The organism is Pseudomonas sp. R4-15 (assembly GCF_055768815.1).
This window is the reverse complement of the sequence record NZ_CM147293.1, coordinates 4,135,030-4,150,430: the sequence shown is the minus strand read 5'-3', so window position 1 is coordinate 4,150,430 and position 15,401 is coordinate 4,135,030. Positions and strand designations below refer to the sequence as shown.

Genomic DNA, 15,401 nt, shown 5'->3' with positions numbered 1-15,401 from the left:
AGCCTCAGAACTGGAAGTAGAGGAAAGGGGAATAGCTCTGCGCCGAGAGCTTGAGGATCGACGCGAGGAACAGTCCCAGGACCAGCGCGCGTACCAGCGTGCGGCTGGCCTGGGCCGTCCAGGCCGGGCGCTGCACTAGCATTCCGGAGGCGGTGACCTGGACCTCGCCGGAGTCCCCCGGTACCGCCTTGAGCATGCGCGGCTGGGCGCTGGCCGGGCCATCGGCGGTGCCGCGCGGACGCAGCGGGTTGCGGTAGAACTGGCGCAGGCCGAAGAACGCCAGGGTGGCGTAGGCCAGCAGCAGGGTGGCGATCTGCAGGTCGTTGACGCCGGCGCGGCCGAGCTCCGAGAGCTGCCAGCCGTCGAAGCCGAACAGCGCCGCATAGATGCGCCCGGCCACCGTCAGGTTCTCCGCGCGGAAGATCACCCAACCGAGCATCACCAGCAGGAAGGTCGGGGCCCAGCGCAGCGGGTTGAAGCGGCGCGGCGCGGGGTCGATGCCCAGGGCGCGCTCGATCGCCAGCCAGGTGCCGTGCCAGGCGCCCCAGAGCAGGAAGGTCCAGTTGGCGCCGTGCCAGAAACCGCCCAGCAGCATGGTCAGGAACAGGTTGCGGTAGGTGGCGAAGGTGCCGTTGCGGTTGCCGCCCAGCGGGATGTACAGGTAGTCGCGCAGCCAGGTGGAGAGGCTGATGTGCCAGCGCCGCCAGAACTCGGTGATCGACTGGCTGATGTAGGGCTGGTTGAAGTTCTCCATGAAGCGAAAACCCATCATCAGGCCCAGGCCGATGGCCATGTCGCTGTAGCCGGAGAAGTCGAAGTAGAGCTGCGCGGTGTAGGCGAGCATGGCCAGCCAGGCGTCACCGGTGCTCGGGTCCTGCAGGGCGAACAGATGGTCCACCAGCGGCGCCAGGGTGTCGGCGATGAAGACCTTCTTGACGAAGCCCTGCATGAAGCGCGTGGCGCCTTCGGAGAACTTGTCGAGGCTGTGGGTGCGCCCGGTGAACTGGTCGGCGAGGTCCTTGTAGCGCAGCACCGGGCCGGCGATCAGTTGCGGGAAGAGGGCGATGAAGGCGGCGAAGTCGATCAGGTTGCGGGTCGGTTCGGTGTCGCCGCGATACACGTCGATCAGGTAGCTGATCGACTGGAAGATGTAGAAGGAAATGCCGATCGGCAGGATCACGTGGGTGACCAGGAACGGGTCCAGCCCGGCGGCCTCCATGGCCCGGTTGAGGTTCTGCATGCCGAAGTTGGCGTACTTGAAGTAGCCCAGCGTCGCCAGGTTGCCGGCCACGCCCCACAGCACCCAACGCTGCGCCGCCTTGCTGCGCACGCCGTGGGCGTGGATGCGCAGGGCGAACACGTAGTTCCACAGGGTGACGGCGACGAACAGCCCGAGGAAGTCCACCCGCCACCAGGCGTAGAACACGTAGCTGCCGATGAGGATCACCAGGTTGCGCAGCTTTGCCGGGCTCAGGTAGTAGATCGCCAGGAACAACGGCAAGAACAGGAACAGGAACACGTTGGATGAGAACACCATTGCCGGATCACTCGCTCAGGGTCAGGTCAGGGCCGTGGGGCCGGTTGCTTGTGGTGGTGCATCAGCCGTCCGAGCCGTCTTCGTGCTCGGGTGAATACAGCGCCGTCATGTCGCCACCCAGGCGGGTGTTCTTCAGCGGCTCCATCTCCTGCTTCCAGCGCGCCAGCTCCGGGCCGCAGCGGTACAGCTCGCAGTAGGGTTCCAGCCAGGCGTACTTGTAGCCCTCGCCCATGTCCTTCATCTCCTGCTTGGCGCCGGTGCGCTTGGCGAAGGCTTCGGGGTGCTCGCGGCCTTCGAGCACCCGCTCGGCCAGGCGCTGCAGGGCGGCGTCGTTCTCCTGGCGCAGGTCCACGCCGTTGGCCAGGGCGAAGGAGGCGATCATCGCCAGCGGCGGCAGACTGTAGTTGTGGTAGGAGAGCGCGCGCGGCTTGCGGCGCAGCTCGTTGGGCAGGAAGCCGTCGGCGTCGACCTGCCCGGCGGCGTAGCGGAAGCGCTCCACCGACCAGTCGAAGAGGTCCTGGCGGTCGGTGACCACGGCGGCGGCCATCACGCTCCAGGCAGCCCAATAGGTGTGGTTGTTGACCTTCTCCCGGGGCAGGCCGTCCCAGTCGCGCTCGACCTGCTCGGCGACGCGGGCGAACCACTGTTCGATGCGCTGGGCGCGTTCGCCCTGGTCGGCCAGCGGCTGGGAGCTGGAGAACTTCAGCCGCAGGTAGGCACCGGCGAGGCTGCCCAGCGCCCATTTGCGCATGGACTTGCCGGTGTGGTTGTAGTCCTTCGAGAGCAGTGCATCGGCGCTGGCCCAGCCGTCCAGCCAGCTCAGCGCGCAGTCCAGTTCCGCGGGGTTGCCGTGGCGCATGTAGCGGTAGACGTATTGGTTGACGCCTTTTTCCAGCGCGGTGATGTCTCGGGTCTTTTCCCGGTAGAGGCGCTCGGCGTCCTTGTTCAGGGTGGCGCGTGCCTTGCCCGAGCCCTCGTATTTGCTGGAGAAGTACAGGCTGCCGGTGTAGGGCGCCGGTGCCGCTTCGCAGCGCTGTGGATCGTCGCCGCTGCGCTCGACCGCCGCGCGGTAGCCCTGCGGCGGTTGCAGTTGGGCCCAGGCGGCGCTGCTGGCGAGCAGCGGCAGGAGCAGGATGAGAGTCGTCTTGCGCATGGCGGTCTCCTTCATGAACGCGTGGAGAACAGGCTGCTGAGGTCACCGCCCAGGCGGTAACTCCCCAGCGGACGATGACGCTGGAGCCAGGTCTGGGTCGTCGTGTCGCAGCGATGCAGTGCGCAGAACGGTTCCAGCCAGGCGAAGTTGTTGGCTTTTTGCAGCTCGCTGCGGGATTGCTCGGCCCCGGCGGTGCGGGCGAATCGCTGCGGCTGCTGGCGCCCGGCGATGACGTTGTCGCCCAGGCGCTGCAGGGCGTCACCGTCGACACGGTCGCCGTTGGCGCGGGCGAAGGCCTCGATCATCAGCAACGGACCGAGGGCATAGCTGTGGTAGGCCAGCGCCTTGGAGCGGCGGCGCAGTTCGTTGGGCAGGTAGCCCTGGGCATCCACCTGGTGGCTGGCGATGCGGTACTGGTCCAGCGCCCAGTCGTAGAGGTCGCGGCGGTCGAGCACCACGGCGCTGGCCATCAGGCTCCAGGCCGCCCAGTACTGGTGATTGTTGATGCGCGCCAGGGGCTGGTCCTGCCAGTCGCGGCGCACCTGATCGGCGAGGCGGCCGAACCAGGCCTCGATGCGTGCCACCTGCTCGTCGTGACCGGCCAGCGGTTGCGAGGCGGAGAACTGCAGGCGCAGCCAGTTGGAGGTGAGGCTCGCCAGCACCCATTTGCGCCGCGACTTGCCGGTGTGGGTGTACTGCTCGCTGAGCAGCGCATTGGCGCTGGCCCAGGTGTCGAGCCAGGACAGCGCGCAGTCGACGTAGCCGGGGCGGCCATAGCGCAGGTAGTCGCGCACCTGGCCGTAGAGGCCTTTTTCCAGCGCGCCGATGTCCGCGGTGAGGTTGCGGTAGCGGTCGTAGGCCTCGCTGTTGAACTGGTCACGGGCGGGGCCTGCGCCTTCGTACTTGCTCGGGAAATCCAGCGCGCCGGTATAGGGCGTCGGCGCCGCCGGGCAGGCCGAAGCCGTGCCCTTGGGCTGCGGCGCGGCCGCGCGGAAGCCTTCCGGCGGCTGCAACGCGGCCAGCGCCGGCGTGCTCAGCAGCAGGGCGAGGCTCAGGCCCGCGAGGCGGCGCATGTTCAATTACCTGCGACCTGGTTGCCGACGCTGGGGCGTTGGCACAGTTGGGCATCGACCTTCAGGCCCGGTTCGGCGCCTTCGGGCAGTTCGATGTCGACGCCGAGTACCGATTGGTTGCGGTATTCGGGGTCGTCACGCAGCGCGAAGAGGAAGTGGCCCTGGCCGTCCATGTTCGAGGCGCGCTCGAACTTGATGCTTTCCTTCTTGCCGGTCATGTACCAGATGGTGCCGCGCAGGGTGTCCACGCTCGGGTCGGAGAAACGCACGTCCAGCGCGTAGCGCTCGCCGGGCAGGTCGCGGGCTGAGGCGTTCACCAGCACCGGCGTCGAGCCGCGGTGCAGGGCGACGCCCTCGCGGCTGAGCGCAGGCTTGCCGCAACCGCCGTTGGCCAGCGGCAGCGCCTCGCGGTAGAAATTCTGCTGGGCCAGGTTGTGGTAGGCACCGAACTCCCAGATCAGTACTTCCGGCGGATGCTCGCGGAAGGCCTCGCTGCCCAGGTACTGCACCATGGCGCTATCCAGGCCGCCGCCGATCAGCGACACGTTGAGGATGTCGCGTTCGAGCTTCTGTTCGAGGAAGCCGTTGAAGTTCAGTGCTTCGCTGCTGTTGGAGGTACCGACGAGAACGATGCGCGGCTGGCTCTCGTCGCCGAACAGCGCATCGCTGCCGGCGCTCTCCGCCGGCTCGGTGACGAAGCGCGGTACGTACTGGTCGGCCGAGCTGTAGCCGCAGATCTGCTGGGCGGCGCGCTGCAGGGTGCCGCGCTTGGCCAGCAGGCCGTCGGTATGGGTGACGAAACGGGTTTCCGGCAGGGCCTTCACCTTGGGTAGCTTGGCCACCTCGGCGGCGACCAGCGCGGCGGTGCGCTCGGCGCCGCTCGGCGTCCAGTGGTGATCGCCCTTGAAGAAGAACGGTTGGGCTTCGCTGCTGGGTTCGTTGAACAACGGCGACAGGTCCGGCACCACGATGCCCAGCTTGCGGAAGCTGGCGGTGGCGCGCAGATAGCTGTCACGCGCCGCCTGCCAGTCGTAGCGCTGGCGCTCGGCAGCGGTCAGCCGGTCGGGGTGGACCAGCCCGCGGGTCGGCTGGAACACCATCACCAGCTGGGTGCCCTTGGCGGCGAGGGCGGCATTGAGCCGCTTGAGCTGCGCCAGGCCCTCGGGCGTGGGCATGAACTGGGTCATCAGGTCCAGCTCGCTGCGGAACAGCCAGTCGTCCTGGCCCTGCACCAGTTCGCGGAAGTTGCTCATGAAGCCATTCGGGTAGTTGGCCGGATTGGCTGCTTGCGGGCACAACTGGCAGCAGGGCTGCGCGGTGTAGTGCGGCAGGCCGGTGTCGTCGGCGCGGGCAGCGGTGCTGGCCAGCGCGATGCCGGTGGCCAGCAGGGACAATAGGGGCCAGTGGCCCAGGATTCGGCGCTTCATCGGATTCATTGCATCAGCTCGCTCTGGGTTTCAACCGGGTCGATCAGTACTGCCTGTTCGCGGCGTACCAGCAGGTCGAGGATCTTGTCCTGGTGGCGTCCGAGGACGCCGGGAAGGGTGACCCCCGAAGCCTTGGTGGGGGCCAGCATCTGCACCTTGTAGAGTTCCACCGAGAGCGGCGAGTCCACCCCCAGGGGGCCGGAGGCGTTGCCGATCAGCTTGCCGCCGACCACCAGCAGCGAGACCTCGGTATCGAACGGGTCGAGGGCGATGTCGCGGTCGGTGTTGGTGAGGTCCTTGATGTGGCCGTAGATGCCGAGCTTGCCGTTGCCGGCGACCAGGTTCTCGTACATGCGCAGGTCGACGCTGTTGCGCACGCGGATGCCATGCCGCTGGTTGCCCAGCACCTGGTTGCCCCACAGCAGGTTGTTGCCGCTCTCGTAGACGGTGATGCCATCGGAGCCGTTGTTGAACGACTCGTTGTTGGCCACGATGTTGTTCACGCTGGAGCGGTCGATGACGATCCCGGAGAGGTGGTTGTCATGGCTCTTGTTGTTGAAGATCCAGCTGTCGTTGACCTCGCGGGAAACGATGATGCCGTGCTTCTTGTGGGTGCCGAAGGCTTCGTTCTCGGCGATGATCAGCCGCCGCGAGCGGTCGTGCGGGTCGATGCCGTAGACGATGTTGTCCTTGTAGACGTTGCCGCGGATGACCACGTCGTAGGCCTCGTAGCAGTAGAAGCCGTACCACATGTCGTCGAAGGTCGAGTTGAGCAGCCAGCCGGTGGGATGATCGCGGCCCATCTTCTCGGACATGCTCGGGCTGTACTGGGAGATGGAGATGCCGTACGACTTGCTCGCCGTGTAGCCCAGCGAAGTGACCACGCTGTCGACGATGTAGGTCTCGGTGCCGCCCCAGGCGTTGATGAAGGGGCGGAAGTCGCCCTTCTTCTTGAACCAGGCGGGCTGGGCCTTGGCTTCGTTCCAGCCGGTCACGCGGGTATCGGTGATGAACAGCTTGCCGTCGTTGATGATGAAGGCGCCGCGCTCCTGGGACATGCGCAGTTCCTTGACCTGCTTGCCCACGTGCAGGGTGGAGTCATGGCCGACCACCAGCGGCCGGCGCAGGACGTAGACGCCTGGCTCGGTCTGCTCCAGGTAGCCCTTGGGCAATTTGCGCGCGAGGTCCTCGAGGGTGACGTAGCCACCCTCGACGAAGATCGCCTTGGGCATTTCGCCCTGGCGCGCGACCCATTCGGCCAGGCGGCCGTCGCCGCCGGTGAATTCCTTCAGGGTGTCCTGCTGCAGCATGCGCTCGACCACCGCGTGGCCAGCGGGCTTGCGCTGGATCTTCGCCTGCACCGCCTCGGGGGTGTAGGGCGTGAGGTCCGGCAGGTCCGGGGCCTGCATTTCCAGCGGCGCGGTCGGCGCGCTGGTCACGGTGTAGTTGTCGGTGCTGCGCAGCTCCTGGGTGGAGCCGTTGGGAACCGCCGGCGACTCGGGCGTCTCGCTGTTGGCCCGCGCGGCGCCGGAGAGCGCCGCGGTCAGCAACAGGAGCGAGAAGGACGCGTGTGCGATGACATTCATGGTGCTCTCCTGCCCAGGTCTCAGAAGCGCCAGACGACGTCGACGAAGGCGCGGTGCATGTAGGAATCGACGCCACTGCCATAGGCATCGCCGGGCTTGAACAGACCGCCACGGAAGCGCACCAGGGTGGACGGCTCGTCCCAGCCCCAGCTCTCCGGCACGAAGCCGGTGCGGAAGTACTTGCTGACCACCAGGTCGACTTCCTGGCCGAGGTCGTTGCTGCTTTCGTCGGCCGCGATGGCGGCGCGGATGCCGCCGTCGCCGACCTGGGTCTGGTCGTTGTCCACGCGCCAGAAGCGGTGGTAGATCAGGCTCGCGTCCCACTCGTCCTCGAGGTTCCAGGAGGCGAACAGGGTGGCCACCTGCAGGTTGCTCAGCTCGCCGCGGAAGGCCTCGCCGAAGCGGTGTACGCGGGAGCGGGTGCCGGTGAAGTTGGAGCGGTTGCTCTCCAGGCCGGTCTGCAGGAACTGGTCGCCATCGTCACCGCCGCTGCCGCGGGCGTAGCCACCGCCGACGCTCCAGTTGGGGTCGAGGCGCCAGCGCAGGCCGAGGTCGACGGCCCAGGCGTTGGCGTCGTGGCTCTGGTGCGCAGTGACCGTGTCGCCGACGGTGGTGGTGTCGGGGGTATCGATATCGCCGGTCATCCAGCTCAACTGCGCCCAGTAGGCCAGCGGGTTGTTGCTGTGGCGGTCGAAGAAGTTGCCGTCGGCGCGCAGCGCGAGCCAGGTCAGCTTGCCGCTGTAGGTCTTGTCCAGCTCGTCGTAGGTGTCGCCGACCGAGGGCAGCTCGCCGTCGTCGTCGGCATGCTGCAGGTGGGCGCCGATCCAGTGCCCCGGCGTCCATTGGTAGGCCGCGTCGGCGAAGACCTGCAGGCGATCCTTGTCTTCCGGATCGAGTTCGTCGAGGTCGGTGCGGTATTCGGAGAAACGCTGGGCGATCCCCACGTCGGTACGCAGCAGGGTGGTATCCAGGCGCCAGCGCAGCGCTTCGATGTTGCTGTCCATCCAGAAGCCGTCGTCGCTGCGCAGGCGCTGGCGACCGAAGCGCACGAACTCGCCGGGGTAGGGCGTGAGGCCGGCATAGTTGATCCAGAATTCACGCAGCGCGAGGTAGCTCTTGTCCGGTTCGCGGGGATCGTCGTCGTTGCCCAGCGCGGTGCCTTCGGTGGCCTCGGTGTTGTCGATGGTGTCCGATTCGATGATGTCGGTGGCCGCTACCGCCTGGCCCATGGCGAAGGCGCTCCAGTCGCCACGCTGGGCGAACACCCAGGGACGTACGTCGATGCCGATGCCTTGCACGTCACCGCCGTCGCGGGTGCCGAGGTCGCGATCGTCCTCGTCCTGGCCGGTGATCTTCAGCTCCAGCCCGTAGGGCCGGTCGGGCACCTGCTGCGCCCACAGCGGCGTCACGGCGCTGAGGCCGATGCCCAACAGCAGTCCCTGTCCTAACCACGCCTTTTTCTTCATATTCATAGCGATTCCTGTGCTTTTGCATTCGAGGCGGCCGAGGCATCGGCCATGGCCTGTTCCACCGCGGCCTGCCAGGCGGCGCCGCGCGCCTGTTCCTCGACCTGCAGGCGTTGTTGCGCCTCGCTGCGTTGTGCGGCAGTCATCTGCGGCTCTAGTTCTGCCAGCAGATCGGTTGCATGGGTGGCGCCTCGTTGTCCGGCGAGTTGCGCGAACATCCAGGCGTTGACCAGGTCCGGACGCACCCCGCGACCCTGTGAGAAGAGCTGCGCCAGGGCGAAGTCCGCACCGCCCTGGCCGGCGCGGGCGGCGATGATCAGATGGTCGACGGCCTTCTGCGGTTCCGCCTCGCCGAGGTAGCCGCGGCGATACATCTGGCCGAGGAAGTAGTGCCCCTGCACTTCGCCGGCTGCGACGGCGTCCTTCAGGTAGCGTTCGGCCTTCTGCGGGTCCTGCGGTACCCACTTGCCCTCGTAGTAGAGGCGTCCGAGCAGCAGGTCGGCGCGCGGCTGGGAGGCCGCCTGGCCACGCTCGAGGTAGTCGAACATCTGCTTCTCGTCGCCCAGCGCGGGGTAGTCGTAGAGCAGCCGCGCGAGGCTGACCCAGGCAGCGGGGTCGTTCGGCGCGATCTCTTCGAGCAACTGCTGGGCGAGCTGCTCGTCGCTGCGTCCCAGGCTGGCGTCGGAGAGCACGTTGGCCACGCTCTCGACGCGGGCGGAGGAGACCGCACCGACGCGGTAGTCGCCGCGCAGCTGCTCGACCAGCGCGTCGCGTTTGTCGCCCTGCCCGCGCATCTGGTAGATGCTGACCAGCTCCACGTAGCAGACGTCCATCTGCCGTTCCTGGCCGGCACAGATCGCTTCGACCTCGTCCAGGTGACGGGCGTAGCTCCCCTCGGCGCGGTACAGCATGATCTGCGCGAGGCCCGCCTGCGGGTAGCCGGCGGCACGCCACTGGCTGATGCGCTGGCTCACGTTGACCTCGGGAAAGCTCTGCGGGTACTCCAGGTAGAGCAGGGTCAGCGGCAGCAGCGCGCCGCTCTCGCCAGCATCGAAGGCGGACTGCAGCAACTGCTCGGCCTCCTTGCGCTCGGCCTGGCTGGCGCCGGGCTTGCGCGCCAGCAACCGGCCCAGGCGCGATTGGGCGCGCGGCGAGCGGTCGGCGGCGGAGCGATAGATGCGCTCGGCCTCCGCCATCTGCGCCGGATCGCCACTGTCGACCTGGATGTCGGCCAGGCCGACGCTGGCGTCGGCGTAACCGAGCTCCGCCAGTTGGCGGTAGTTCTGCTCGGCGGTGGCGGTGTCGCCGCGCTCGTAGGCCTCGCGGGCGAGGCGTTCGTCCGGCAGGTTGGCGCAGGCGGCCAGGGCGGCGGCCAGCAACAGGGGCGCGAAGGGCGCTTTCACGGCGACCTCCTCAGAAGCCCGCGGCCACGGCCTTGTCGGCCAGACCGGTAAGGGTGGAACCACCGATCACCACGTCCACCGGACGGCCGGCGAGGTCGCTGGAGAGCTTGGCGTCCGGCTGGATCATCACGCGGATGTCAGAGGACAGTCCGCCATCCTGCAGGGCGGCGCTGACGATGCGGCCGGTACGCTCTTCGCTTTCGCCGGAGACGCGCATGCTCACCGCGGTGCCGGGCTGGACCTTGTCGATGCTGGTGTAGCGGAAACGCGCTTCGACGGTGGCTTCGGCATCGGCCGGCGCCAGTTCGAAGATCGGCGCGCCCTTGGTGGCGAACTGGCCGTCGGCGACCAACTGCTGCACCACGCGGCAATCGCAGGGGCTGGTCAGGGTGCCCTGCAACTGGCGGCTGAAGAGCGTTTCGACGTTCTCCGGGGTGAGCTGCTCGTCGGACAGGCTGTTGCGCAGCATCTCCAGCATGGTGGTGGAGAAGGTGGCGACCGGGGCGCCTTTCTCGACCAGGCCGCTGGGCGGCACCAGGCTGGTCACGGTGCCTTCGCGGGGCATGGTCACCTGCAGATGAGGCACGGCGACCTGGCCGGCTTCGGCGTGGGTCACGAAGTAGTGGTCGTAGAGGTGCGAGAAGATATACGCGCAGGCGCCGACGCCGACCGCCAGAACCACCGCGCTGAGGGTCACCGCGCGCAGTCGGCCGAGGGCGCCCATGCCGGAATCGCCGCCGCCCTTGCGCGCTTTGGTGAAGTTGTCGCGCTGCAGGGTGGCGAGCAGGTCGCCGACGTTGACCAGTTCACCGGACAGGTGGGCGGTAATCAGGTGGCGTAGGGCGGCGGTTTCCTGCGGGCGCAGGTTGTGGAACTGGCAGCCGACGCGGCCGCTGTCCTTCTCCACGCTGACGACCTGGAATTCGATGTCCAGGCCCAGGCTCAGGTTGTCGATCAGGAACAGCAACTTGCCTTTGTGGTAGTCGCCGATCTTGGCGGGCACGCGCTCGTTGGGGGCGAAGCTGAAGCCGCCGGCGGAGAGGTCGGTTACGCGTTGGTCGATGGTTTCCCGGTTGGCTCCGGTGTAACGGATCTTGGCCGGCATCTTGACCCGAGCGAACTGGCGCTGGGCTTCGGACTCATGCACCACATTGACGTTCACGGCTGTATTCATGGCGTAGTTTCCTGTTGGGGGCTTGGAGGCCGGTCACACCATCGCCAGTACGACGGCGATGAACACGCTGGCGGCGGAAAAGGTCATGGCGGGGGAGGACCACCCGTTGAGCCAGCGCTGGAAGCTGGCGAGGTTGCGGTCGAGCTTGGTTTTCTGGCGGGTCCACGACTGCTGGTCGAGGTGGAAGAACACGTAGATCTTCACCAGTGCGCCGAGGATCTGGTTGTAATAGAGCAGCGTCGGGTAGGCCGGACCGATGCGGTGGCCGGTGGCCGACAGCAGCAGGGTCAGCACCAGGCGCGTCGAGCCGATCCACATCAGGTAGATGAGCAGGTAGGCGATGTCGTACTTGATGCTCGCGAGGATCGCGACCAGCAGGCCGAGCAGGCAGGTCCACATGGATACGCGCTGGTCGGCCAGTACCAGGCTGGTGAACCAACCGAGGCGGCGCGGGCCAAGGGCCAGGGCGCGGGAGTTCTGCCGCAGGTTGTTGCCGTACCAGCGGAACATCAGCTTGCGGCTGGCCTTGATGAAGCTCTTCTCCGGCGGGTGCTCGACGGTCTGGATGTGCGCGTCGGGGACGTAGAAGGTGTCGTAGCCCAGACGCATCAGGCTGTACCAGCTGGACTTGTCGTCGCCGGTGAGGAACTTGAAGCGACCCAGGCGCCAGTGTTCCAGGGCGTCGTTTTCCACGTCGGCGATGAAGCCCGGATCGGTGACCACCTCGGCGCGGAACATCGACATGCGTCCGGTGAGGGTCAGTACGCGCTTGGAGAGCGCCATCGAGCACATGTTCAGGTGGCGCTGGGCGAAGCGCAGCTTGTGCCACTCGCTCATGATGTAGCTGCCGCGCACTTCGCAGAACTCGTTGGTGGTGAGGCCACCGACGCGCGGGAAGAGGGCGAAGTAGGGCACGGTCTTCCGCACCACACCGGCGTTGAGCACGGTGTCGCCGTCGATCACCGCGACCACCGCGCGTTCATCGGGCAGATGCCGGGAGATGGCGCGGAAGCCGTTGGCCAGGCCATCGCGCTTGCCGGTGCCGGCAATGCGCACGAAGTCCAGACTGACGTGCTCGGGCGGCGCCAGGCGTGCCCACTGTTGCTTGATCAGCACTTCGTCGGACATCTCGACGATGGAGCAGACGACGGTGGCCGGGTAGCCGCAGTCGATGGCTTCCTGGATCACCGAGCGATACACCTGCGCGGTGGTGCCGGCATCGATGCGGAAGCTGGTGACCATCAGGAAGACGTGTGACGGATCGGCCGCTTCGCCCAGTTTGCGGGCCTTGCGCCGATACCAGGGGAATACGAAGTAGAGGAACAGCATGCCGCGGACGAAATGGACGCCGCCCATGCTGTAGCGCCAGATGCCGACGGCACCGATCAGCAGCAGGAACTGCCGCGATTGCGGGTCGAAGACATCGGCGGGCAGGGCCAGGGCGAGACCCATCAGCGCTGCCAGGTAGAACAGCCAGCCAGCGCTTTCGAGCAGGGCGTGTTGGAGCTTTTGCATGGCGCGGTTCCGTGTGCGGTTCTCAGGCAATGCCCCGGCTTGCGCCGGGGCCTCTCGGCTTACCAGCAGATGCCTTGGGCGACACCGTTGCTGCCTTTGGGCATGAAGCCGACCAGGTCGACCACCTGCTTGCCGGCCGGCGGCTGCTTGGCCAGCGGCGCGAAGGCGGCGTCGCCATTGCCGAGGACGATCACGTCGGCATCCTGGACCACTGCATCCAGGTCAGCCTTGAGCAGCGAGGAGACGTGGGGGATGCGCGACTCGATGTAGTCCTTGTTGGCACCGTGGACACGGGCGTACTCGACGTTCTTGTCGTAGATCGACAGATCGAATCCCTTGCCGATGAGCATCTCCGCCAGTTCCACCAGGGGCGACTCGCGCAGGTCGTCGGTGCCGGCCTTGAACGACAGGCCGAGCAGGGCGACCTTGCGCTTGTCCTGGGCGGAGATGATTTCGTAGGCGTTGCGCACCTGGGACTCGTTGGAGCGCATCAGCGAGGAGATCAGCGGGGTCTCCACGTCCAGCGAGCCGGCGCGGTAGGACAGGGCACGCACGTCCTTGGGCAGGCAGGAGCCGCCGAAGGCGAAGCCCGGACGCATGTAGTACTTGGAGAGGTTTAGCTTGTTGTCCTGGCAGACCACTTCCATCACCTCGCGGCCATCGACGCCACAGGCCTTGGCGATCTTGCCGATCTCGTTGGCGAAGGTGACCTTGGTGGCGTGCCAGACGTTGCAGGTGTACTTGATCATCTCGGCCACTTCGATGGCCTTGCGGATGATCGGCGCGTCCAGCTCCTGGTAGATCTCCTGCAGCAGGTCGCCGGAGGCGCGGTCCAGTTCGCCGATGACGGTCATGGGCGGGAAGTTGTAGTCGCGGATCGCGGTGCTCTCGCGGAGGAACTCGGGGTTGACCGCCACGCCGAAGTCCACGCCGGCCTTTTTCCCGGAGGCTTTTTCGAGGATCGGAATGACCACGTTGTTCACGGTGCCCGGCAGAACCGTGCTGCGTACCACTACGGTGTGACGCTCGGCCTTGTTGCGAATGGCCTCGCCCATCTGCTGGCAAACCGACTCGATGTAGTGCAGTTCCAGGTCGCCGTTGCGCTTGCTCGGCGTGCCGACGCAGAGGAAGGACACCTGGGTTTCGTTGACGGCAGCCATGACGTCGGTGGTGCCGCGCAACAGTCCCGTCTCGATGCCCTTGGCGAGCAGTTCTTCCAGGCCCGGCTCGACGATCGGCGACTTGCCCTGGTTGATCAGGTCGATCTTGTTCGCGGAAATGTCCACACCCACCACATGATGGCCACGCGACGACAGGCAACCGGCACACACGGCGCCCACATAGCCAAGACCGAAGATGCTGATTCGCATCGGTATCACCTCTGTATATCGAGCCCGATGAAGTTCGCCGCGGGGCGAAGTTTTTTCATCTTTGCCGGCAACTTCCGTGGTGCCGGGCAATGGGCGATTGATTAGGTATCGAAACTCTCCTTCGATACTTTTACAAAACAGGAGCGCAAGACTCCCTGGGCCGCGGGTTTGCCAGGTCGGCATAACTTTCGCGGTCGGCATATCAATGGATGGGTCGATCGTTATTATTCTGGGGTGTTGCGAAGTTGCATTGCGGCAACAGGTCTGGCTTCAAGCGCAGCGGCACTTGCAGGACGGGATGAGCCGTCACCTGTATGCGAGCAGTAGGAGCGGGGCGGATTTAGCGAAGTTCCTACCGTTCGTCGACCTTGAACGGAGGCTGAATGCACCAATCGAAAGTTGGTGAAGGCTTTTTGATTGCACGCGGGGGCGCGAGGGAAGTTTCTTCCTTATATGGAAGTGCGCGGCGGTTTAATGTCGAAGGATAATTGACGGTATAAACAGTGTGAGTATGGCGAGCCGCCCCCTAACTTAGGGTGGGCAACTCGCCTGCGGGCTAGTCTTCTGGTTGGTCGCGGAGGAAGATCAGGCGCTCGGAACTGGAGTTCGCGGCGTCGTAGCGATAGCCACGGCTGTCGAAACCCCGCAGATCCGCCGGATCGCGCAGGCGCTCGCGGATGACGAAGCGTGCCATCATTCCGCGCGCTTTCTTGGCGTGGAAACTGATGATCTTGTACTGGCCGTTCTTCAGGTCGCGGAATTCGACGTCGATCACCCGTGCGTTCAGTGCCTTGCGCTGTACCGCGGAGAAATACTCGTTGGACGCCAGGTTGAGCAGCACGTCGTCGCCTTGCTCGGCGAGTGCCTGGTTCAGCCAGCCACTGATGCGTTCGCCCCAGAAAGCGTAGAGATCCTTGCCGCGCGCGTTGGCCAGCTTGGTGCCCATTTCCAGGCGGTAGGGCTGCATCAGGTCGAGGGGGCGCAGCAGGCCATAAAGCCCGGAGAGCATGCGCAGGTGGCGCTGGGCGAAGTCCAGGTCGTCGGCGTCGAAATCCTCGGCGGCCATACCGGTATAAACGTCGCCCTTGAACGCCAGCAGCGCCTGCTTGGCGTTCTCTGGCGTGAAGGGCAGGCCCCAGCTGCCGAAGCGTGCGGCATTGAGACCGGCGAGCTTGTCGGACAGGTGCATCAGCTCGGCGATCTGCGCGGGCGCGAGCTCGCGCAATTGCTCGATCAGCACCTGCGAATGCTCCAGGTGTTCGGGGAGGGTGTAGCGGTCGGTGGTGGGCGGTGTGTCGTAGTCCAGCGTCTTGGCTGGGGAAATCACCATCAGCATGCGCGTGTCTCCTGTTGCGGACAGGCGATTCTAGGGGATTTCGCGGGACGCTTCGCCCCAGGCCGCGAGCGTGGCTGCCCAGGCGGTCACAGGGTACAGGTCTGAGGGGGTTCGCCGGTCAGCCGTGTGGGGCCGAGGGCGGTGAATAAAGGGGGATGTTGGCGAGGCTCCCTAGCGATTTCGTTGGCTGAAACCGGCGGGATGACTTCGGACTTTAGCGGGTGCGAGCCGGCCTCGCCAAGGGGTGTTCGTCGAGAGAAAAATAAAATGCGCCGCGGGGCAGAAATGTCTTTGATGTGACGCATTTATGCGATATCAAAAAAGAAGACCGCCGAAACCTGCAGCCAGGTGGCGTCCCCTG

11 protein-coding genes are annotated in these 15,401 nt (G+C 66.1%); all 11 read right to left on the bottom strand.

The genetic code is table 11. The features are described from left to right. Positions 1-4 precede the first annotated feature (4 nt). A complete protein-coding gene (locus tag ACYRGX_RS20015; protein WP_473054178.1) occupies positions 5-1,537 on the bottom strand; it encodes an MBOAT family O-acyltransferase in 1,533 nt (510 codons plus the stop codon). Positions 1,538-1,598: 61 nt separating this feature from the next. After that, positions 1,599-2,705 (bottom strand): mannuronate-specific alginate lyase, encoded by a 1,107-nt coding sequence (locus ACYRGX_RS20010; RefSeq protein WP_473054177.1) that lies wholly within the window; start codon positions 2,703-2,705, stop codon positions 1,599-1,601. Then, the gene (locus tag ACYRGX_RS20005; protein WP_473054176.1) at positions 2,702-3,763 is read right to left on the bottom strand and encodes a mannuronate-specific alginate lyase; all 1,062 of its coding nucleotides are present in this window, start codon (positions 3,761-3,763) and stop codon (positions 2,702-2,704) included. Before ACYRGX_RS20005 ends, ACYRGX_RS20010 begins: the two co-directional genes overlap by 4 nt. Positions 3,764-3,765: 2 nt before the next feature. After that, positions 3,766-5,190, bottom strand: coding sequence for an alginate O-acetyltransferase (locus ACYRGX_RS20000; RefSeq protein WP_473054175.1), 1,425 nt, complete (start codon positions 5,188-5,190; stop codon positions 3,766-3,768). A gap of 5 nt (positions 5,191-5,195) precedes the next feature. Continuing rightward, a complete protein-coding gene (algG, locus tag ACYRGX_RS19995; protein WP_473054174.1) occupies positions 5,196-6,776 on the bottom strand; it encodes a mannuronan 5-epimerase AlgG in 1,581 nt (526 codons plus the stop codon). Between the two features lie 20 nt (positions 6,777-6,796). Continuing rightward, positions 6,797-8,242 carry an alginate export family protein gene (locus tag ACYRGX_RS19990; RefSeq protein ID WP_473056737.1) on the bottom strand — a complete coding sequence of 482 codons (1,446 nt, stop codon included), beginning with the start codon at positions 8,240-8,242 and terminating at the stop codon, positions 6,797-6,799. Positions 8,243-8,244: 2 nt separating this feature from the next. Further along, positions 8,245-9,645 (bottom strand): alginate biosynthesis protein AlgK, encoded by a 1,401-nt coding sequence (locus ACYRGX_RS19985; RefSeq protein WP_473054173.1) that lies wholly within the window; start codon positions 9,643-9,645, stop codon positions 8,245-8,247. Positions 9,646-9,655: 10 nt separating this feature from the next. Continuing rightward, positions 9,656-10,819, bottom strand: a complete 1,164-nt coding sequence (locus ACYRGX_RS19980; RefSeq protein ID WP_473054172.1) for a PilZ domain-containing protein — start codon at positions 10,817-10,819, stop codon at positions 9,656-9,658. Between the two features lie 33 nt (positions 10,820-10,852). Beyond that, a complete protein-coding gene (locus ACYRGX_RS19975) occupies positions 10,853-12,334 on the bottom strand; it encodes a glycosyltransferase family 2 protein (RefSeq protein WP_473054171.1) in 1,482 nt (493 codons plus the stop codon). A gap of 59 nt (positions 12,335-12,393) precedes the next feature. Further along, positions 12,394-13,704, bottom strand: coding sequence for a nucleotide sugar dehydrogenase (locus ACYRGX_RS19970; RefSeq protein ID WP_473054170.1), 1,311 nt, complete (start codon positions 13,702-13,704; stop codon positions 12,394-12,396). Between the two features lie 556 nt (positions 13,705-14,260). Further along, the gene (yaaA, locus tag ACYRGX_RS19965) at positions 14,261-15,040 is read right to left on the bottom strand and encodes a peroxide stress protein YaaA (protein ID WP_473054169.1); all 780 of its coding nucleotides are present in this window, start codon (positions 15,038-15,040) and stop codon (positions 14,261-14,263) included. Positions 15,041-15,401: the final 361 nt, after the last annotated feature.

What these genes read in the sequence shown, in the direction of transcription:
- yaaA (WP_473054169.1), bottom strand. Translation starts at nt 15,040, where the DNA reads ATGCTGATGGTGATTTCCCCAGCCAAGACGCTGGACTACGACACACCG.
- ACYRGX_RS19990 (WP_473056737.1), bottom strand. Translation starts at nt 8,242, where the DNA reads ATGAAGAAAAAGGCGTGGTTAGGACAGGGACTGCTGTTGGGCATCGGC.
- ACYRGX_RS20010 (WP_473054177.1), bottom strand. Translation starts at nt 2,705, where the DNA reads ATGAAGGAGACCGCCATGCGCAAGACGACTCTCATCCTGCTCCTGCCG.
- ACYRGX_RS19975 (WP_473054171.1), bottom strand. Translation starts at nt 12,334, where the DNA reads ATGCAAAAGCTCCAACACGCCCTGCTCGAAAGCGCTGGCTGGCTGTTC.
- ACYRGX_RS19970 (WP_473054170.1), bottom strand. Translation starts at nt 13,704, where the DNA reads ATGCGAATCAGCATCTTCGGTCTTGGCTATGTGGGCGCCGTGTGTGCC.
- ACYRGX_RS20015 (WP_473054178.1), bottom strand. Translation starts at nt 1,537, where the DNA reads ATGGTGTTCTCATCCAACGTGTTCCTGTTCCTGTTCTTGCCGTTGTTC.
- ACYRGX_RS20005 (WP_473054176.1), bottom strand. Translation starts at nt 3,763, where the DNA reads ATGCGCCGCCTCGCGGGCCTGAGCCTCGCCCTGCTGCTGAGCACGCCG.
- algG (WP_473054174.1), bottom strand. Translation starts at nt 6,776, where the DNA reads ATGAATGTCATCGCACACGCGTCCTTCTCGCTCCTGTTGCTGACCGCG.
- ACYRGX_RS19980 (WP_473054172.1), bottom strand. Translation starts at nt 10,819, where the DNA reads ATGAATACAGCCGTGAACGTCAATGTGGTGCATGAGTCCGAAGCCCAG.
- ACYRGX_RS20000 (WP_473054175.1), bottom strand. Translation starts at nt 5,190, where the DNA reads ATGAAGCGCCGAATCCTGGGCCACTGGCCCCTATTGTCCCTGCTGGCC.